General features: G+C 74.5%; 13 protein-coding genes and 1 pseudogene. 13 read left to right on the plus strand and 1 reads right to left on the minus strand.

The genetic code is table 11. From position 1 onward, the window contains the following. Nucleotides 1–334 precede the first annotated feature (334 nt). The 8 genes from ACFWXO_RS36195 to ACFWXO_RS36230 all read left to right on the plus strand — a co-directional run bounded on the left by ACFWXO_RS36195 (nucleotide 335) and on the right by ACFWXO_RS36230 (nucleotide 8,793). Complete coding sequence (locus ACFWXO_RS36195) at nucleotides 335–970, plus strand: response regulator (protein ID WP_375889428.1); 636 nt, start codon at nucleotides 335–337, stop codon at nucleotides 968–970. 147 nt (nucleotides 971–1,117) lie between these two features. Then, the gene (locus ACFWXO_RS36200) at nucleotides 1,118–3,817 is read left to right on the plus strand and encodes a DNA translocase FtsK (protein WP_380529438.1); all 2,700 of its coding nucleotides are present in this window, start codon (nucleotides 1,118–1,120) and stop codon (nucleotides 3,815–3,817) included. A gap of 319 nt (nucleotides 3,818–4,136) precedes the next feature. Further along, nucleotides 4,137–4,997: a helix-turn-helix domain-containing protein gene (locus tag ACFWXO_RS36205; protein WP_380529440.1), complete on the plus strand. Its 861-nt coding sequence runs from the start codon at nucleotides 4,137–4,139 to the stop codon at nucleotides 4,995–4,997. Nucleotides 4,998–5,094: 97 nt separating this feature from the next. Beyond that, on the plus strand, nucleotides 5,095–6,600 hold the full coding sequence (rimO, locus tag ACFWXO_RS36210) for a 30S ribosomal protein S12 methylthiotransferase RimO (RefSeq protein ID WP_375889420.1): 1,506 nt from the start codon (nucleotides 5,095–5,097) through the stop codon (nucleotides 6,598–6,600). Next, nucleotides 6,597–7,235 (plus strand): CDP-diacylglycerol--glycerol-3-phosphate 3-phosphatidyltransferase, encoded by a 639-nt coding sequence (gene pgsA, locus ACFWXO_RS36215; RefSeq protein ID WP_375889418.1) that lies wholly within the window; start codon nucleotides 6,597–6,599, stop codon nucleotides 7,233–7,235. The genes rimO and pgsA overlap by 4 nt, the downstream gene beginning before the upstream one ends. An 18-nt stretch (nucleotides 7,236–7,253) precedes the next feature. Further along, nucleotides 7,254–7,739, plus strand: coding sequence for a CinA family protein (locus ACFWXO_RS36220; RefSeq protein WP_380529442.1), 486 nt, complete (start codon nucleotides 7,254–7,256; stop codon nucleotides 7,737–7,739). Between the two features lie 316 nt (nucleotides 7,740–8,055). Beyond that, complete coding sequence (locus ACFWXO_RS36225; protein ID WP_030290911.1) at nucleotides 8,056–8,424, plus strand: helix-turn-helix domain-containing protein; 369 nt, start codon at nucleotides 8,056–8,058, stop codon at nucleotides 8,422–8,424. A gap of 75 nt (nucleotides 8,425–8,499) precedes the next feature. Then, a complete protein-coding gene (locus ACFWXO_RS36230; RefSeq protein ID WP_380529444.1) occupies nucleotides 8,500–8,793 on the plus strand; it encodes a hypothetical protein in 294 nt (97 codons plus the stop codon). Nucleotides 8,794–8,857: 64 nt separating this feature from the next. Here the strand turns inward: ACFWXO_RS36230 and ACFWXO_RS36235 are convergent, their stop codons facing one another. Continuing rightward, nucleotides 8,858–13,612, minus strand: a complete 4,755-nt coding sequence (locus ACFWXO_RS36235; RefSeq protein ID WP_380529445.1) for an ATP-dependent helicase — start codon at nucleotides 13,610–13,612, stop codon at nucleotides 8,858–8,860. Nucleotides 13,613–13,909: 297 nt separating this feature from the next. Between ACFWXO_RS36235 and ACFWXO_RS36240 the strand changes: the two genes are divergently transcribed. From ACFWXO_RS36240 to ACFWXO_RS36260, 5 genes and pseudogenes are all read left to right on the plus strand, one after another. Then, nucleotides 13,910–15,406: a S8 family serine peptidase gene (locus tag ACFWXO_RS36240; protein WP_380529447.1), complete on the plus strand. Its 1,497-nt coding sequence runs from the start codon at nucleotides 13,910–13,912 to the stop codon at nucleotides 15,404–15,406. Nucleotides 15,407–15,473: 67 nt separating this feature from the next. Next, on the plus strand, nucleotides 15,474–15,668 hold the full coding sequence (locus ACFWXO_RS36245; protein WP_375889406.1) for a DUF3046 domain-containing protein: 195 nt from the start codon (nucleotides 15,474–15,476) through the stop codon (nucleotides 15,666–15,668). Nucleotides 15,669–15,692: 24 nt separating this feature from the next. Then, nucleotides 15,693–16,901 carry an AI-2E family transporter gene (locus ACFWXO_RS36250; RefSeq protein ID WP_375889403.1) on the plus strand — a complete coding sequence of 403 codons (1,209 nt, stop codon included), beginning with the start codon at nucleotides 15,693–15,695 and terminating at the stop codon, nucleotides 16,899–16,901. 258 nt (nucleotides 16,902–17,159) lie between these two features. Then, nucleotides 17,160–18,284 (plus strand): recombinase RecA, encoded by a 1,125-nt coding sequence (recA, locus tag ACFWXO_RS36255; protein ID WP_375889400.1) that lies wholly within the window; start codon nucleotides 17,160–17,162, stop codon nucleotides 18,282–18,284. Between the two features lie 7 nt (nucleotides 18,285–18,291). Next, a pseudogene (locus ACFWXO_RS36260) lies at nucleotides 18,292–18,646 on the plus strand (hypothetical protein); the annotation flags it as partial.

Raw genomic sequence — 18,646 nt, forward strand, 5'->3', positions numbered from 1 at the left:
TGGGGGTGGGGGTGGTGGTGGTGTGCGGTGTTTTTTTGGTCCGCGGCGCCCCTCCGCCCCTCGCCCCGCCGCCCCCCCCCCCCCTGCCGCTCGGCCGGTTTGCTGGCGGAGCGGCCCGGGAACCCGGTAGGGTCACCGAGCGTTGCGAACAGTGACCGGACGGCGACACGCTGCTGAGCGTGCGCCGGAGCACCGGCTGTGCGCCGCTCCGGATCGGGTCCCGACGGAGCGATGTGCCGGGCGAGGGGGTGCGGCTAGCATGACCGGGGTAGCGGTGGGCAGTACGCGAGTGCCCGCACCGGGCGGCAGGCAGGCGACAGGAGGGCGAGCCCCGATGCAGAAGGCGAAGATCCTCCTGGTCGACGACCGGCCGGAGAACCTGCTGGCGCTGGAGGCGATCCTCTCCGCCCTGGACCAGACGCTGGTCCGCGCCGCCTCCGGCGAGGAGGCGCTCAAGGCGCTGCTGACGGACGACTTCGCGGTGATCCTGCTGGACGTCCAGATGCCCGGGATGGACGGCTTCGAGACGGCCGCCCACATCAAGCGCCGCGAGCGCACCCGGGACATCCCGATCATCTTCCTGACCGCGATCAACCACGGCCCGCACCACACCTTCCGCGGCTACGCGGCCGGCGCGGTGGACTACATCTCCAAGCCCTTCGACCCGTGGGTGCTGCGCGCCAAGGTCTCGGTCTTCGTCGACCTGTACGTCAAGAACTGCCAGTTGAAGGAGCAGGCCGCGCTGCTGCGGCTGCAGCTGGAGGCGGGTGGCGGCGAGCCGTCCCTGGGCGGGGCGCTGCTCGGCGAGCTGTCCGCGCGGCTGGCGGCGGTCGAGGAGCAGGCGGAGGCGCTGGGCAAGCAGCTGGACGGGGCCGAGGACGCCGGGGTGGCCGCCACCGCGGCGCACCTGGAGCGCAAGCTCGCCGGACTGCGCCGGGCCCTCGATGCGATGCGCCCCGGTACGCCGTAGGTCGGCCCCGGACGTTCACCCGTCCGGGTGGTTTGCTGCTGCACCTGGGTGAAACCGGGTCAGCGTGACGGTGTGTCTGCGACACGGCCCGGTGCCCGGGCTCGGCCGCGTGGGCGCTGGTCCCCCTCCCCGGTAGGCTGCTGACCCATGGCCACTCGTACGCCCGGAAACGCCGCACGCAAACCGAGTCCGGGACCGTCCAAGAAGGCCGCGGCCAAGGCCCCGGGCAAGCCGCCCGCCAAGAAGGCGGCCGCCCGCCGGGCCCCCGCGAAGAGGACGGCGGCCAAGCCGGCCCCGCCGCCCCCGCCGCGCCGGGGGTTCGTGATGGGCGCCCTCAACGCCCTCGCCAGCCCGATCGCCGCGATCTTCCGCGGCTTCGGCGACGGCGCCAAGAACCTCCACCCGGACCACCGCAAGGACGGCATCGGCCTGCTGCTGTTCGGCCTGGCGCTGGTGGTCGCGGCCGGCACCTGGTTCAGCTCGGAGGGCTGGCTGAACGGGGCGGCCACCGCCGTGGTGTCCGGGCTGTTCGGGCGGCTCGACGTGCTGGTGCCGTTCCTGCTGGCCGGGATCGCCATCCGGCTCTGGCGCCACCCGGAGCTGCCGGAGGCCAACGGCCGGATCGTGATCGGGCTGAGCACCCTGCTGATCGGCGTCCTCGGCCTGGTCCACATCGGCTGCGGCGCGCCCACCATGGGCAGCGGCGCCTCCCGGATAAGGGCGGCCGGCGGGATCATCGGCTGGGCCGCCTCCACCCCGATGATGGCCGCCGCCGGCGCGGTCCTGGCCGTGCCGCTGCTCCTGCTGCTGGCCTTCTTCGGCCTGCTGGTGGTCACCGCCACCCCGGTCAACCGGATCGGCGAGCGGGTCCGCGGGCTCGGGATACGGCTCGGCGTGGTCGAGCCGGGGCCCGAAGACGAGCTGCGCTGGGGGCGCACGCCGGGGTACGAGCCGTCCACCGATCCGCCGGAGGACGCCGACCCCGAGGCGCTGCCCTACACCGTCGACACCGACGGTGACGGCCCCCACGACGAGGTGGCCGCCCGGCGGCGCCGCCGTCGGCGCAAGCAGTCCGCCGAGGACGACGAGGGGCAGCCGGAGGCCGTCGGCCGCATCTCCCTGGACAAGGAACCGGCGGACCAGGAGCCGCTGGACCCGTACGCCACCCGCGACCTGGCCGCCGGCGCCGCCGCCGACCTGGACGGCGCCCTGGTCTACGGGGTGCCCGCCTCCTCCGCCGTGGCGGACATGATGCACCAGGTCAAGGACCTCACCGCGGCGCCGGAGGAGCCCGCCGTCCCGGCCGCCCGCAGCGGCGGCCCGGGGGCGCCCGCGGAGCACGGCCCGGCGCCGGTGCGGATGGAGCAGCTCCAGCTCGGCGAGGGGATCACCTACGCGCTGCCCTCGCTCGACCTGCTGGAGCGCGGCGGCCCGGCCAAGGCCCGCAGCGCCCTCAACGACGAGGTGGTGGCCCAGCTCACCGGCACCTTCGCCGAGTTCAAGGTCGACGCGAAGGTCACCGGCTTCACCCGCGGCCCGACGGTCACCCGCTACGAGGTCGAGCTCGGCCCGGCCGTCAAGGTGGAGCGGATCACCGCGCTCGCCAAGAACATCGCGTACGCGGTGGCCAGCCCGGACGTGCGGATCATCAGCCCGATCCCGGGCAAGTCCGCGGTCGGCATCGAGATCCCCAACCGGGACCGTGAGATGGTCAACCTCGGCGACCTGCTGCGCTCGCGTACGGCCGCCGAGGACACCCACCCGATGGTCGTCGGCATGGGCAAGGACGTCGAGGGCCACACCGTGATGGCCAACCTCGCCAAGATGCCGCACATCCTGGTGGCCGGCGCGACCGGTGCGGGCAAGTCCTCCTGCATCAACTGCCTGATCACCTCGATCCTCGCCCGGGCCACCCCGGACGAGGTGCGGATGGTGCTGGTCGACCCCAAGCGGGTCGAGCTGACCGCGTACGAGGGCATCCCGCACCTGATCACGCCGATCATCACCAACCCCAAGAAGGCCGCCGAGGCCCTCCAGTGGGTGGTGCGCGAGATGGACCTGCGCTACGACGACCTGGCGGCCTTCGGCTTCCGGCACGTGGACGACTTCAACGCGGCGGTGAAGGCCGGCAAGGTCACCCCGCCGCTGGGCAGCGAGCGGGAGCTGCGGCCGTACCCGTACCTGCTGGTGATCGTCGACGAGCTGGCCGACCTGATGATGGTCGCGCCGCGCGACGTCGAGGACTCGGTGGTCCGGATCACCCAGCTGGCCCGGGCGGCCGGCATCCACCTGGTGCTCGCCACCCAGCGGCCCTCGGTGGACGTGGTGACCGGCCTGATCAAGGCCAACGTGCCGTCCCGGCTGGCCTTCGCGACCTCCGCGATGGCCGACTCCCGGGTCATCCTGGACCAGCCCGGCGCGGAGAAGCTGATCGGCAAGGGCGACGCGCTGTTCCTCCCGATGGGCGCGAGCAAGCCGGTCCGCATGCAGGGCGCGTTCGTCACCGAGGCGGAGATCGCCCGGGTGGTGCAGCACTGCAAGGACCAGCTGACCGCCGTCTACCGGGACGACGTGACGGTCGGGGGCGGGCCCAGGAAGGAGATCGACGAGGAGATCGGCGACGACCTGGACCTGCTGATCCAGGCGGCCGAGCTGGTGGTCTCCACCCAGTTCGGCTCGACCTCGATGCTCCAGCGCAAGCTCCGGGTCGGCTTCGCCAAGGCGGGCCGGCTGATGGACCTGATGGAGTCGCGCGGGATCGTCGGCCCGAGCGAGGGCTCCAAGGCCCGCGACGTGCTGGTGAAGCCGGACGAGCTGGACGGCGTGCTGGTGATCCTGCGGGGCTGAGCGGGGCCGTGGGGCCGGGCGTGCCCGCGGGGCCGGGCACCGGCCCCGCAGGGCTGACGGATCGTGCCCTCCGGGTGGATTCACTCGTTCGGAGGAGGGTAGGCGCGGTGCGGGGAACCGAATGTGCGTACGCGGCGTCACTGGCCGGAAAGCGCACTCCGGCCTTCCCGGCGCGCCCTCGCTGACGACCGTTCAGCGGGGGGCCGGCGCCCGGCCGGGGCGGGTACGCGCATTCGGGCCCGTTCCGCTTGAGAAACGATCCACCCACGCCCCTAGACTGTTCTCCAGCAGGTGGCCATCCGCTCGAAAGGCGTGCCCCGTGACCATCGGCAAGTCCTCCGACCGCGAGAACGCCCCGTCGTCCGTCGAGCCGACCGACGACGTGGTGCAGGCGGCCGATGCCCCGAGCATCGGCCGGGTGCTGTCCGCCGCCCGGATCGAGGCGGGACTCACGGTGGACCAGGTGAGTACCGCCACCCGTGTCAGGGTGCCGATCGTCCATGCCATCGAGGAGGACGACTTCGACCGCTGCGGCGGCGACTTCTACGCCCGCGGGCACATCCGCGCGATCGCCCAGGCGGTCGGCGCGGACGGCGAGGCCCTGGTCGCCCGCTACGACGCCGCGCACGGCGGCTCACCGGCCTCCAAGCGCCCCGCCACCCAGCTGATGGACAGCGGCCCGATCAAGGTCCCCGGCCGCAGCCGGCCGAACTGGGCGGCCGCCATGGTCGCCGCGATCGTCGCGGTGGTCGCGCTGATCGGCTTCAACCTGGTCAGCGGCAAGAGCGGCCACGGCACCACCGGCTCGGCCAGCGCGCCGCTGCCCAGCGGCTCCGGCACCGGCTCGGTCGCCCCGGTCACGCCGACCGTCCAGCCGCCGGCGCCCGCGCCGAGCGCCGCCGCGATCGCCGCCGTCCCGGCCGACAAGGTCACCGTGAAGCTGGTCGCCGAGGGCACCAGCTGGGTCTCCGCGACGGACGGCAGCGGCAAGTCGCTGTTCCAGAACAACATCAGCGACGGCCAGGACCAGACCTTCACCGACCCCAAGCAGATCAAGCTGGTGCTCGGCAACGGCGGGGCCGTGCACGCGTACGTCAACGGCAAGGACCTCGGCGTCCTCGGCAAGGACGGCCAGGTGGTGCACGTCACGTACACCCCCGGCGACCCGCAGGCGGGCTGACCACAGGGCCCGTCGAGGGCCGTCGATGATCAGCTGATTCGTGGCACGCGGCCTCCGGGGCGAACGGCACCGGAGGCCGCGCGTTAATCTTGGCCCTATGCCTGAACGCCGCACTGTCGCCCTTGTCACGCTCGGATGCGCCCGCAACGAGGTGGACTCCGAGGAACTCGCCGGGCGACTGGAAGCCGACGGCTGGTTGCTCGTCGACGACGCCGCCGAGGCCGATGTCGCCGTCGTCAACACCTGCGGCTTCGTCGAGGCCGCCAAGAAGGACTCCGTCGACGCCCTGCTGGAGGCCAACGACCTCAAGGGGCACGGCCGCACCCAGGCCGTCGTCGCGGTCGGCTGCATGGCCGAGCGGTACGGCAAGGAGCTCGCCGACGCGCTGCCGGAGGCCGACGGGGTGCTCGGCTTCGACGACTACTCCGACATCTCCGACCGCCTGCAGACCATCCTCTCCGGCGGCCACCACGCCCCGCACATCCCGCGCGACCGCCGCAAGCTGCTGCCGATCAGCCCGGCCGAGCGGCAGTCCGCCGCCGAGGCCGTCGCGCTGCCCGGCCACGGCGCCGAGGCCGCCGCCGAGCCGATCACCGACCTGCCCGACGGCCTCGCCCCGGCCTCCGGCCCGCGCACCCTGCGCAAGCGGCTGGACGACAGCCCGGTCGCCTCGGTCAAGCTCGCCTCCGGCTGCGACCGGCGCTGCTCCTTCTGCGCCATCCCCGCCTTCCGCGGCTCCTTCATCTCCCGCCGCCCCTCCGACGTGCTGCAGGAGGCCCAGTGGCTGGCCGGGCAGGGCGTCCGCGAGATCGTCCTGGTCAGCGAGAACAACACCTCGTACGGCAAGGACCTCGGCGACATCCGGCTGCTGGAGACCCTGCTCGGCGAGATCTCCGCGATCGAGGGCGTCGAGCGGGTGCGGGTCTCCTACCTCCAGCCGGCCGAGATGCGCCCCGGCCTGATCGACGCGATGACCGGCACCGCCGACGTGCTGCCCTACTTCGACCTGTCCTTCCAGCACTCGGCGCCGGCCGTGCTGCGCCGGATGCGCCGCTTCGGCTCCACCGACCAGTTCCTCCAGCTGCTCGGGACCATCCGGGACAAGGCCCCGCAGGCCGGCGCCCGGTCCAACTTCATCGTCGGCTTCCCCGGTGAGACCGAGGAGGACTTCGCCGAGCTGGAGCGCTTCGTCACCGAGGCCGGGCTGGACGCGATCGGCGTCTTCGGCTACTCCGACGAGGACGGCACCGAGGCGGCGACCTACGACGGCAAGCTGCCCGAGGACGTCGTCGCCGACCGGCTGGCCCGGCTCAGCCGGCTCGCCGAGGAGATGACCGCCCAGCGGGCCGAGCAGCGGATCGGCACCGAGGTCGAGGTGCTGATCGAGTCGATCGAGGACGGCGTGGTCGAGGGCCGCTCCGCCCACCAGGCCCCGGAGACCGACGGCCTGACCACCCTGCACGGCGTCGAGGACCCGCGGATCGGGCAGTTCTGGCGGGCCACCGTGGTGGCCAGCGAGGGCGTCGACCTGATCGCCGAGGCGCTGGAACAGGTGCGCCGGCCCGCGACGTCGGGGGCCGAGGCTCCGGGAGCCGGGGAATGACCAAGGGGCCCGGGGCCCCGGCCGCGGCCCACCCGGGCAGACCGGCGGCCGCGGTTCCGCCGGCGCCGGGGGTCTGGAACATCGCCAACGTGCTCACCATGGTCCGGGTGCTGCTCGTCCCGGTCTTCGTGGCCCTGCTGTTCGCCGACGACGGGCACAACCCCAAGTGGCGCGCGGTCGCCTGGGCGGCGTTCGCGATCGCGATGATCACCGACCTGTTCGACGGCGAGATCGCCCGCCGCAAGGGCCTGGTCACCGACTTCGGCAAGATCGCCGACCCGATCGCCGACAAGGCGATCATGGGCTCGGCGCTGATCGGCCTCTCCGTCCTCGGCGACCTGGCCTGGTGGGTCACCGTGGTGATCCTGGCCCGCGAGCTCGGCATCACCCTGATGCGCTTCTGGGTGATCCGCTACGGCGTCATCCCGGCCAGCCGCGGCGGCAAGCTCAAGACGCTGACCCAGGGCACGGCGGTCGGCATGTACGTGCTGCCGCTGACCGGCTGGCTGGCCACCGGGCGGGCGGTGCTGATGGCCGCGGCGGTGCTGCTGACCGTCGCCACCGCGCTGGACTACATCGGCCAGGCGCTGCGCCTGCGCCGCGAGGGCACGGCCGCGGAGCGCGCGGACCGCTGACGGACGGAGGGGGCCGGGGTGACGGACCACGAGCTGTACGGGCTGGCCGAGCGGGCGCACGCGGCGCTGCGGGCCGAGGGCGGCACGCTCGCCGTCGCCGAGTCGCTGACCGGCGGGCTGCTGGCCGCCGCCCTGGTGGACGTCCCGGGGGCGTCCGCGACCTTCCGCGGGTCGGTCACCGCGTACGCGACCGAGGTGAAGGCCTCGGTACTCGGTGTGGACGAGGGCCTGTTGGACGTGTACGGTCCCGTGCACCCGGTGGTGGCCCGACAGATGGCCGAAGGCGTGCGCGGGTTGCTGGGGGCCACGTACGGGCTCGCGACGACCGGCGTGGCCGGTCCGGAGCCGCAGGGCGGGCAGCCGGTGGGCACGGTACACCTGGCGGTCGCCGGTCCGGGGGGAACTCTGGTCAGTTCGCCCCTGCTGTCGGGCGCCCGTGCCACAATCCGTCACGGAGCGGTGACCGCCGCACTGGAGCTGCTCGTCGGCCGGCTCGCTCGATGACGGCCCGCGGGCGGATCTCCACCGAACCGAGATCTGCCGAACCCGCGCACGGGGTATGACACAGCTGGAGGATCGTGTTACATCCAACGGCCTGGTTGGGCAGAAACCAGGTGGCGAACGAGTTGCGTGACGGTGGCGGGGCGGGCCGAGTCGGGTACCACGAGGGGCCCGCGAACCCGGGTACGACACCGGCACGAGGAGGGGGACGGCCTTGCAGCCCACAGTGAACACGACCAGGGTCCCCGCACGCGAAGCGGGCAAGGCGGTACGGTGGGGGCGTGACATCTCGATCCGCAGTCCGAGGAGGGAGGCACCGATGATCCTGCTCCGTCGCCTACTGGGCGATGTACTGCGTCGGCAGCGCCAGCGCCAGGGCCGCACACTCCGCGAGGTGTCGGCGGCCGCCAGGGTTTCGCTCGGGTACCTCTCCGAGGTCGAGCGGGGACAGAAGGAGGCCTCTTCGGAGCTGCTCTCCGCCATCTGCGACGCACTCGACGTCCGGATGTCCGAGGTCATGCGCGAGGTCAGCGACGAACTGTCGCTCGCCGAACTTGCGGCGATGGCCACCCTCTCCGAAGGTGATCTGCTGAGGCCGGTGCTCGAACCGGTTCCGCTGCCCGCCCCCGGCGCCGACCGGGCGAACATGTCGCCCAAGGCCGCCGCGATGGACGTGGTCGCTGCCTGACCCGGCCTCGCACCTCCCGGGTGCCCGTCCCACGACGGGCCCGAGGAACCCCGGGGCGAGCGGAGGAGGGCGGTCGTGCGGAGACTCGCGACGGTGTGCGCGGTGGCCCGAATACGGCTGCGGCGTCTGATGCCCTGGCCGGCCCGTTGGGTCCTGGTGGCACTCGCGGGCGGGCTCGCCTGGTGGCTGGTGGCCGTCCGGGGACAGCTCGCCGACGGCGCGGTGCTCGGCCTGCTGGCGGCCGGCGGCTGGGGACTCGGTCTGATCCCGGTCCATGCCGACCGGAACGCGACCGGACCGGCCCGGCGCCCGCAGGGGCACGAGGAGGCCGTGGGCCGGGCGGAGGCGCAGCCTCCGCCGATCGGGTGAATCGACGTGGCCGGAGGCCGCGGGGTCGTTGACTCCGCGGCCTCCGGCGCTCTTCCGGCACTCCTCAGGGGCGCAGCCGGAGCCCGCGGGGGGTGGCGTGGAAGCCGGCCTCCTCCAGGGCGCGGCCGAGCTCGGAGCCCAGGGCCGGCCCGCCGTTGGCCCGCTCGACCGTGACGCTGCCGAGCGCGCCCGCGCGGACCGCCCCCGCGAGCGCCCCGGTGGCCAGGGCCAGGGTCGCGTCGTCCTCCGGCCAGGCCAGCAGGGACTTGCCGCCCCGCTCCACGTACAGCGCGAGCTCACCGTCCACCAGGACCACCAGGGCGCCCGCCTTGCGGCCCGGGCGGTGCGCCTTGGCGTCCGCGGCCCCCGCGGCGGCGGGCGGTTCGGGCCAGGGCAGCGCGGCGCCGTAGGCGTTCGCCGGATCGGCGGCGGCCAGCACCAGCAGCTGCGGCGGCTCGGCGGCCGGAGCGGCCGGCCACTCGGTGGCCCGGGCCCGCTCCAGTCGGCCGTTGACCGAGCGCAGCCGGTCGGCGGCGCCCTCCATGGCGAACTGGGCACCGCCCAGGCCCTCGACGAAGTAGCCCCGGCGGGCCCGGCCGCGCTCCTCCATCGCGGAGAGCACCCGGTACACCCCGGCGAAGCCGCCGGGCACCCGTTCGGCGGCCACCGTGCCGCGGGTCAGCAGACCGTGCCGGTCCAGCAGGCTCTGCGCCCTGGCCGTCGCCCGGACGGTCGGATCGGCGGCGAAGGCGGGCAGCAGCGACCAGCGCCCGGCCACCGTCGGCGGGCCGCTGCGCAGCGCCCCGCCCTCCCGGCCGAAGGCGCGGCCCGCGCCGCCGTACCGGCCGCGCGGGGTCGCCCGGGGGGCGCGGTGGGCGGTGGCGCCCGCCGTCCGGCCGGAGCCGAGCAGGGCGCGCAGCGGGGCCAGGGTGTCGTTGCTGACGTAACCGGCCCAGACCAGGTCCCAGAGGGCCGTCACGACCTCGGGCTCCGGGGTGTCCTCGGGGAGCTGCTGGACGAGCTGGCGGAAGAACAGGCCGTAGCCGCCCGCCAGGGCCTGGAGGAGGGCGCTGTGCAGCGGGGTGAGGGCGGGCGGGACGGGCTCCGGGCGCAGCAGGTGGGCGTTCTCGGCCAGGTGCAGGCTGAGCCAGCCGTCCTTGCCGGGCAGCGCGCCGGCACCGCACCAGCCGATCTCGCCGGCCGCCGTCAGCTCGTCCAGCAGGCCGGGGGAGTAGTCGGCGAGCCGGGCCGGGAGGATCAGCTTCTCCAGGGCGGAGGCGGGCAGGGCGGTGCCCTGGAGCTGTTCGACCACCCGGAGCAGGCCGTCCGGGCCGCGCAGCCGGTGGCCGGCCAGGTGCTGCCACTGCGGGAGGAAGGCGGCCAGGGCGCGCGGCGGGACGGGCTCCACCTCCTGGCGCAGCGCGGCCAGTGAACGGCGGCGCAGCCGGCGCAGCACCTCGGCGTCGCACCACTCGGCGGTGGCGGTGTGCCGCTCGGGGAGGATCTGGCTCTCGGCGGGTCGGAAGGCGCCCTGGACCAGGCGGCCGGCGGCGGTCAGCCGTTGCAGGGTGCCGGTGACGACGGCGGTGCCGAGGCCGTAGCGGGCGCCGGCCTCGGCGGCGGTGAACGGGCCGTGGGTGCGGGCGTGCCGGGCCAGCAGGTCGCCCAGCGGGTCCTTGACCGGCTCGGTGAAGGCCTCGGGGACGCCCACCGGCAGCGGGGTGCCCAGGGCGTCGCGCAGCCGCCCGGCGTCCTCGACCGCGGCCCAGCGCTGCTCGCCGGCGATCCGGACCTGGATCACCCGGCGGGCGGCCTCCAGCTCCAGGGGCCAGAGCGGCTCGGCGCCGCGCGCCGTCAACTCGGCCTCGGAGAGCGGGCCGAGCAGGCGCAGCGCGTCGGCGACGCCCTCGGCGTCCCTGATCCGGCGCTCGGGGGTGAGGCGTTGGAGCTCGGCCTCCAGCTCGGCGAGCACCTGCGGGTCGAGCAGCTCGCTCAGTTCGGCCTGGCCGAGCAGCTCCGACAGCAGTCGGGAGTCCAACGACAGGGCGGCGGCCCGGCGTTCGGCGAGCGGGGAGTCGCCCTCGTAGAGGAACTGGGCGACGTAGCCGAACAGCAGGGAGCGGGCGAAGGGGGAGGGCTCGGCGGTGGTGACCTCGACCAGGCGGACGGCGCGGGATTCGAGGTCCGCCATCAGCTCGACCAGCCCGGGGACGTCGAAGACGTCCTGGAGGCACTCCCGGACGGCTTCCAGGACGATCGGGAACGAGCCGTACTCGGAGGCGACTTCGAGCAGTTGGGCGGCGCGTTGGCGCTGCTGCCACAGCGGGGTGCGGCGGCCCGGGCTGCGGCGGGGGAGCAGCAGGGCGCGGCCGGCGCACTCGCGGAAGCGGGAGGCGAACAGGGCGGAGCCGCCGACCTGCTCGGTGACCAGCTGCTCGATCTCGTCGGGCTCGAACAGGGCGGCGTCGGCGCCGACCGGGGCCTCGTCGGAGCCGGCCTGGTCCGGGGGGCTGCTGAAATCGAAGTCGGGGGCGAGGAGGTCCGCGTCCGGCAGGCGGAGCACGATGCCGTCGTCGGCGTGCATGACCTGCGGGTCCAGGCCGTGCTTCTCGCGCAGCCGGGCGCCGAGGGCGAGCGCCCAGGGGGCGTGCACCTGGGCGCCGAAGGGGGAGTGGATGACGATCCGCCAGTCGCCCAGTTCGTCGCGGAAGCGCTCGACCACGATGGTGCGGTCGTCGGGGAGGTGGCCGCAGGCCTTCCGCTGCTCGGCGAGGTAGTCCAGCAGGTTGGCGGCCGCCCAGTCGTCCAGGCCGGCCCGCCGGAGGCGCGCGGTGGCGGCCTCGGGCGCGAGGGCGCCCAGCTCGCGGGTGAACGCGCCCAGGGCGCGGCCGAGTTCGAGCGGGCGGCCGAGGGTGTCGCCCTTCCAGAACGGGAGCCGGCCGGGGACGCCGGGGGCGGGGGTGACCAGCACCTTGTCGTGGGTGATCTCCTCGATCCGCCAGGAGGTGGTGCCGAGGGTGAAGACGTCGCCGACCCGGGACTCGTAGACCATCTCCTCGTCGAGCTCCCCGACCCGACCGCCGCCGCCCTTCTTCTTCTCCGTCGTCGAACCGGACGCCGCCGAGCCGGCGATGAAGACGCCGAACAGTCCGCGGTCGGGGATGGTGCCGCCGGAGGTGACGGCCAGGCGTTGGGCGCCGGGGCGGCCGGTGACGGTGCCGGCGACGCGGTCCCAGACCACGCGGGGGCGCAGCTCGGCGAAGGCGTCCGAGGGGTAGCGGCCGGCCAGCATGTCCAGCACGGCGTCGAAGGCGGACTGCGGGAGGGTGGCGAAGGGCGCGGCGCGGCGGACCACCGTGAGCAGCTCGTCCACCGGCCAGGTGTCCAGGGCCGTCATCGCGACCAACTGCTGGGCCAGTACGTCCAGCGGGTTGCGCGGGATCCGCAGCGCCTCGATCCGGCCCTCCCGCATCCGCTCGGTGACCACGGCGGACTGCACCAGGTCGCCCCGGTACTTGGGGAAGAAGACGCCGGTGGAGACGGCGCCGACCTGGTGCCCGGCCCGGCCGACGCGTTGCAGGCCGGAGGCGACCGAGGGCGGGGACTCGACCTGGACGACGAGTTCCACCGCGCCCATGTCGATGCCCAGCTCCAGGCTGGAGGTGGCGACCACGGCGGGCAGCCGGCCGGCCTTCAACTCCTCCTCGACCAGGGAGCGCTGCTCCTTGGAGACCGAGCCGTGGTGGGCCCGGGCGATGACCGGGGGCACGCCCCTGGCGGCGCCCGAGCCGCCCATCAGCGCGGCCGGGGCGTGCGCCTCGGGGGCGGCGGCGCCGGTGGCGCGCTCGTACGCGATCTCGTTCAGCCGGTTGCACAGGCGCTCGGCCAGGCGGCGGGAGTTGGCGAAGACGATGGTCGAGCGGTGCGCCTCGACCAGGTCGACGATCCGCTCCTCGACGTGCGGCCAGATCGAGGACTGGCGCTGCGGGTCGGAGTCGGCGGCGCCGCCGGTGGCCGGGGCGGCGGGCAGGTCGTCCAGGTCGGGGACCGGGACGACCACCGAGAGGGCGAACTCCTTGGTGGAGGGCGGCTGGACCACGACGGCGCCGCGCTGGGGGCTCAGGAAGCGGGCCACCTCCTCGACCGGGCGCACGGTCGCGGACAGGCCGATCCGGCGGGCCGGGCGGTCCAGCAGCTCGTCCAGCCGCTCCAGGGTGAGGGCCAGGTGGGCGCCGCGCTTGGTGCCGGCGACCGCGTGCACCTCGTCCAGGATCACCGTGTCCACCCCGCGCAGGGCCTCCCGGGAGGCCGAGGTGAGCAGCAGGAACAGCGACTCGGGGGTGGTGATCAGGATGTCCGGCGGGTGGGTGGCGAAGCGGCGGCGGTCGGCGGCCGGGGTGTCGCCGGAGCGGATCGCGACCTGGACCTCGGGCTCGGGCAGGCCCAGCCGGACGGCGGCCTGGCGCAGGCCGGTCAGCGGGGCGCGCAGGTTCCGCTCGACGTCCACCGCGAGGGCCTTGAGCGGGGAGACGTAGAGCACCCGGCAGCGGCGCTCGGGCTCGGCGGGGGGCGGGGTGCTGCTCAGCCGGTCGAGAGCGGCGAGGAAGGCGGCGAGCGTCTTGCCGGAGCCGGTGGGGGCGACCACCAGGACGTCGGTCTGCTGCTGGATGGCCTGCCAGGCCTGGGACTGGGCGGCGGTGGGGGCGGAGAAGGCGCCGGAGAACCAGGCCCGGGTGGCGGGGGCGAAGCCGGCCAGCGGGTCGGTGGGGTCGCCGGGGCCGGTGGGGTCGCCGGGCGGGGTCGGGTGCGGGGGCGCCATGCCCCCATGGTGCCGGGTGGGACTGACACGTGGGGTGGTGGTGGGGCGTGACGGGGTGAGTGGTCGGGGTCGGGGTGCCGGAGGTGGGGGCGGGTGCAGTTGCGGGAGCGGGAATGATGATCCGCTCATATCGTGATGAATCGGGCGCGTGATCCATCCGTGACCGTGACCGAGACCGGAGCGAGAAGCGGAGGGCGTGGGATGGCGCAGGCGCACCGGTCCGGGGCCGTTCACGGGGGTCGGTGCCCGGGGGGCCGTCGGCGCAGGGTCTGCGGGCCCACCTGGGTGCTGCTCGCGATGCTGCTCACGGCGCTGGTGCTCGGCGGCGCCGTGCCGTACGCCTCCGGGCCCGGGCGTGCGTACCTCAGCTATCTGGTGCTGGCGCGGCAGGACGACGCGGCGGGCGCCGCCCTGGCCGGGGCGCAGAGCCGGGCGGCGGGCGGGCAGGTGGTGCAGGAGTACCCGCAGATCGGGGCGGTGCTGGCGTACGCGACCGGCGGCTTCGCGGACCGGGTGCGGGCCCGGCCCGGGATCGCGGCGGTCGGGGCCACCCGGACGGCGCCGGTGGTGGGGCCGCCGCGGGCGGTCGACGGGGCGGGGGACTTCGCGGCGGGGGATGCCGTGGGCGGCACTGCCGGGGCCGTCGGGAGCGGGAGCGCCGGAGGCGGCGGGTGGGGTGTCCGGGGGTCGGAGGGGCGGGACGGCGGGACCGCGACCCTTCCGGACCCGGGAGAGGGCGGGGCGTGGAACCTGAGCATGGTGCACGCGGAGCAGGGGCGGACCGGGGACGCCGCCGGAGGCGGTGCGCCGGGGGCCGAGGCGATGCGCAAGGTGCTGGTCGCCGTCCTGGACTCGGGCGTCGACGACACCCACCCGGACCTGCGGGCCGCCGTCGACCCCAAGGCCTCGGCCTCCTGCGCCGACGGACGCCCCGACGCCCGCACCGGCGCCTGGCGGCCCGACCCCGGAGTGACGGAGAGCGGGCACGGCACCCACGTCGCCGGGATCATCGGCGCGGCCCGCGACGGGCAGGGCGTCACCGGGGTCGCCCCCGGGGTGCGGATCGCCGCCGTGCGGCTGCTCGGGCCGCTCGGGCAGTACTACGCGGAGAACATCGTCTGCGGGATGCTCTGGGCGGCCGACCACGGGGCCAAGGCCGTCAACGACAGCTACTTCGCCGACCCGTGGAAGTACAACTGCCCCGAGGACCGGGACCAGGCGGCCCTGATCGCGGCCGTCGGGCGGGCCGTCGCGTACGCCCAGCGCAAGGGGGCCGTGGTGGTGGCCTCGGCGGGCAACGACGGACAGGACCTCGGCGCCGCCCGGACCGACGGGCGCAGCCCCAACGACCGGGTCTCCGGGCCGCCCCTCACCCGCCACCTGGGCACCGAGTGCATCCGCCTTCCCGGCGAGCTGCCCGGGGTCCTGACCGTCACGGCCGTCAACCGGGACGGGCGGCCGTCCTCCTACACCAACTACGGGCGGGGCAGGGTCTCGCTGGCGGCCCCGGGGGGCGACCCGGACGGGGGGCCGCAGGGGGCGATCGTCTCGGACTGGCCCGGCGGGCAGTACGCGGCGCTGGCGGGGACCTCGATGGCGGCGGCGCACGTGACGGGGGCGGTGGCGGTGGCGGCGGCGCTGCACCCGGGGGCCGGGTCGGGGGAGCTGGCGGGCGTGGTGGTGGGGGCGGCGGCGGCCGCGGCGGCGGCGGCGGCCGGAGGGTGTCCGGTGGGGGCCCGGGGGTGCGGCGACCGGCAGTACGTCGGGGTGGGGGTGGTGGTCGTGCCGGGGTGAGGGCCGCTGCGCGGGGCCGGTGCGTGGGGGTGGGTGGGGGCGTGGGGGGTTCGGGATACTTGGGGGCATGAGGCTGACCGAGTTCTGGCGACGGATGTACGCGCACTTCGGGGAGGGGTACGCGGAGTCGTTCGCGTCCGATCACGTGATGAGTGAGTTGGGCGGGCGGACGGTGCACCAGGCGTTGGAGGCGGGGTGGGAGGCCAAGGACGTGTGGCGGGTGGTGTGTGAGACCCAGGGGGTTTCGGCGCAGTTGCGCTGAGGGGCGGTGGGACAGACTGTCCGGGTGACTACGAGCGGAGAGCAGAAGCGCCGGGGCGAGCCGGTGCGGGGTGTCGAGGGGGAGCGGTCGTGGGGCGGGATGCCGCCCTGGTTGCCGCGCGCGATGGTGCTGTTCCTGGTGCTGGTGGGGCTGTTCCAGCTCGCGGACTGGGCGTTCCGGCAGTTGATCGACCTGTTCGTGATGCTGCTGGTGGCGTTCTTCCTGTCGCTGGCGCTGGAGCCGGCGGTGGACCGGATGGCGGCGCGGGGGGTGCGCCGGGGGGTGGGGACCTTCCTGGTGTTCGTCGCGGTCGGGGTCGCGGTGGTGGGATTCCTGGCGGCGCTGGGCACCTTGTTGGTGGATCAGGTGGCGAAGATCGCGGGGGACCTGCCGCACCTGGTGGACAACCTGATCGGCTGGGTCAACCGGACGTTCCACCAGGAGCTGTCGCTGGGGGAGCTGCAGAAGCGGCTGTTGAAGGACTCGGGGACGCTGGAGACCTACGTCCAGCAGGCCGCCGACAACGTCTGGGGGGTGTCCTCCACCCTGCTCGGGGGGCTGTTCCAGACCTTCACGGTGGGGCTGTTCACGTTCTACTTCACCGCCGAGGGGCCCCGGGTCCGCCGGACGGTCTGTTCGCTGCTGCCGCCGGCCAAGCAGGGCGAGGTGCTGCGGGCCTGGGAGATCGCGCTGGCCAAGACCGGCGGCTACCTGTACTCGCGGGCGGTGCTGGCGGTGGTGTCGGCGGCCGGGCACTGGGTGATGTTCGCGCTGATCGACCTGCCGTACTCGGCGGCGCTGGCGATCTGGGTGGGCGTCATGTCCCAGTTCGTGCCGACCATCGGGACGTACCTGGCGGGAGCGCTGCCGGTGCTGGTGGCACTCACCCTGGAGCCGGTGGACGCGCTGTGGGTGCTGGTCTTCACGGTGGTCTACCAGCAGGTCGAGAACTACGTGCTGCACCCGAGGATCACCGCCCGGACGGTGGACGTGCACCCGGCGGTGGCCTTCGGGGCGGTGATCGCGGGGGCGGCGCTGCTGGGTGCGGTGGGCGCGCTGATCGCGATCCCGGCGGCGGCGACCCTGCAGGGCTTCGTCGGGACGTACGTGCGGCGGTACGAGGTGGCCACCGACCCGCGGATCGACCGGGGGGAGCAGCGGCGGGCCCGGCGGGAGCTGCGCCGGGAGGCGGCGCGGCGGCTGCGGCGGATGGTCGGCGGCGACGGGGGATGACGGTCGGCGGGGAGTGACGCTCGACGGGGATGACGCTCGACGGGGCGGCGGTCGGCGGGGCGGGTGGTCGGGAGGGATCCGGCCGCCCGCCCCGCGGCGTGTTCGGGTGAGCGCGGGGCTTGAATCGAACAGATGTTCTTTTGTACTCTCCGGCGTGGAGTTTTCCACAGGGCGAGCCGGGTGGGGCTCGTTTGTCAGTGGGACGCGCTAGCGTCGAGGACGATGAAGCGCACAGCACAGAACCCGAGGGAAAAAGCCATGGCAGGTACGGACAAGGAGAAGGCCCTCGAGGCCGCGCTCGCCCAGATCGAGCGACAGTTCGGCAAGGGCTCGGTGATGCGCCTCGGCGAGAAGGCGAACGAGCCGATCGAGGTGATCTCCACCGGGTCGACCGCCCTGGACGTCGCCCTCGGGGTCGGCGGCATCCCGCGCGGCCGGGTGGTCGAGATCTACGGCCCCGAGTCCTCCGGTAAGACCACCCTGACGCTGCACCTGGCCGCCAACGCCCAGCGGGCCGGCGGCACGGTCGCCTTCGTCGACGCGGAGCACGCGCTCGACCCCGAGTACGCCAAGAAGCTCGGCGTGGACACCGACGCCCTGCTGGTCAGCCAGCCGGACACCGGCGAGCAGGCCCTGGAGATCACCGACATGCTGATCCGCTCCGGCGCGGTCGACCTGGTGATCATCGACTCGGTCGCGGCGCTCGTCCCGCGCGCCGAGATCGAGGGCGAGATGGGTGACTCGCACGTCGGTCTGCAGGCCCGTCTGATGAGCCAGGCGCTGCGCAAGATCGCCGGTGCGCTGAACCAGTCGAACACCACCGCCGTCTTCATCAACCAGCTGCGCGAGAAGATCGGCGTCATGTTCGGCTCGCCGGAGACCACGACCGGTGGCCGGGCGCTGAAGTTCTACGCCTCGGTCCGGCTGGACATCCGCCGCATCGAGACCCTCAAGGACGGCACCGAGGCGGTCGGCAACCGCACCCGCGTCAAGGTCGTCAAGAACAAGGTCGCCGCGCCGTTCAAGCAGGCCGAGTTCGACATCCTCTACGGCATCGGCATCAGCCGCGAGGGCGGCCTGATCGACATGGGCGTCGAGCACGGCTTCATCCGCAAGTCCGGCGCCTGGTACACCTACGAGGGCGACCAGCTCGGCCAGGGCAAGGAGAACGCCCGCAACTTCCTGCGGGACAACCCGCAGCTCGCCGACGAGATCGAGCGGAAGATCAAGGGCAAGCTCGGCATCGGTCCGAAGACCGAGGAGCCGGCCGAGGGCGAGCCGGAGGCCGCCGCTGCCGACGGCGCGGCCAAGCCGGTCACCGCGACCGCCGCGACCGCCGCCAAGACGGCCGCGGCGAAGAAGACGGCGGCTGCCAAGGCCTGAGCCGTTGATGCAGTACGACATGGTGGGCGGCGGCCCGGCGGGCCCCGAGGACGACGACTACGGCCCGCCGGACTGGTTCGCCGCGGTCGCCGAGGAACCGGAGCCCGAACCGGCGCCGGAGCCCGAGCAGCGACCGTCGGCGGCCCGGTCGTGGGCGCGCGCGGCCACCGAGCAGTGGACATCCGGCCCCGAGCCGGAGTTCGACCGGGCTCCGGCCCGGGCGGTGCGCGGCGCGGCGTCCGGCCCGGAGCCGGCGGAGCCCTCGGTCGAGGCGCTCGGCCTGGTCGCCGCCTCCGAGCTGCCCACCGGCCGGCGCCGGCGCCGCTCGGCGCTGGCGGGCGTGGGTCCGGGTGCCGTCGGCG

Origin of the sequence: Kitasatospora sp. NPDC059088, assembly GCF_042738155.1 — a bacterium.
In the GTDB taxonomy this organism is placed as follows: domain Bacteria; phylum Actinomycetota; class Actinomycetes; order Streptomycetales; family Streptomycetaceae; genus Kitasatospora.

What these genes read in the sequence shown, in the direction of transcription:
- ACFWXO_RS36240 (WP_380529447.1), top strand. Translation starts at nt 13,910, where the DNA reads ATGCTGCTCACGGCGCTGGTGCTCGGCGGCGCCGTGCCGTACGCCTCC.
- ACFWXO_RS36225 (WP_030290911.1), top strand. Translation starts at nt 8,056, where the DNA reads ATGATCCTGCTCCGTCGCCTACTGGGCGATGTACTGCGTCGGCAGCGC.
- rimO (WP_375889420.1), top strand. Translation starts at nt 5,095, where the DNA reads ATGCCTGAACGCCGCACTGTCGCCCTTGTCACGCTCGGATGCGCCCGC.
- pgsA (WP_375889418.1), top strand. Translation starts at nt 6,597, where the DNA reads ATGACCAAGGGGCCCGGGGCCCCGGCCGCGGCCCACCCGGGCAGACCG.
- ACFWXO_RS36245 (WP_375889406.1), top strand. Translation starts at nt 15,474, where the DNA reads ATGAGGCTGACCGAGTTCTGGCGACGGATGTACGCGCACTTCGGGGAG.
- ACFWXO_RS36200 (WP_380529438.1), top strand. Translation starts at nt 1,118, where the DNA reads ATGGCCACTCGTACGCCCGGAAACGCCGCACGCAAACCGAGTCCGGGA.
- ACFWXO_RS36235 (WP_380529445.1), bottom strand. Translation starts at nt 13,612, where the DNA reads ATGGCGCCCCCGCACCCGACCCCGCCCGGCGACCCCACCGGCCCCGGC.
- recA (WP_375889400.1), top strand. Translation starts at nt 17,160, where the DNA reads ATGGCAGGTACGGACAAGGAGAAGGCCCTCGAGGCCGCGCTCGCCCAG.
- ACFWXO_RS36195 (WP_375889428.1), top strand. Translation starts at nt 335, where the DNA reads ATGCAGAAGGCGAAGATCCTCCTGGTCGACGACCGGCCGGAGAACCTG.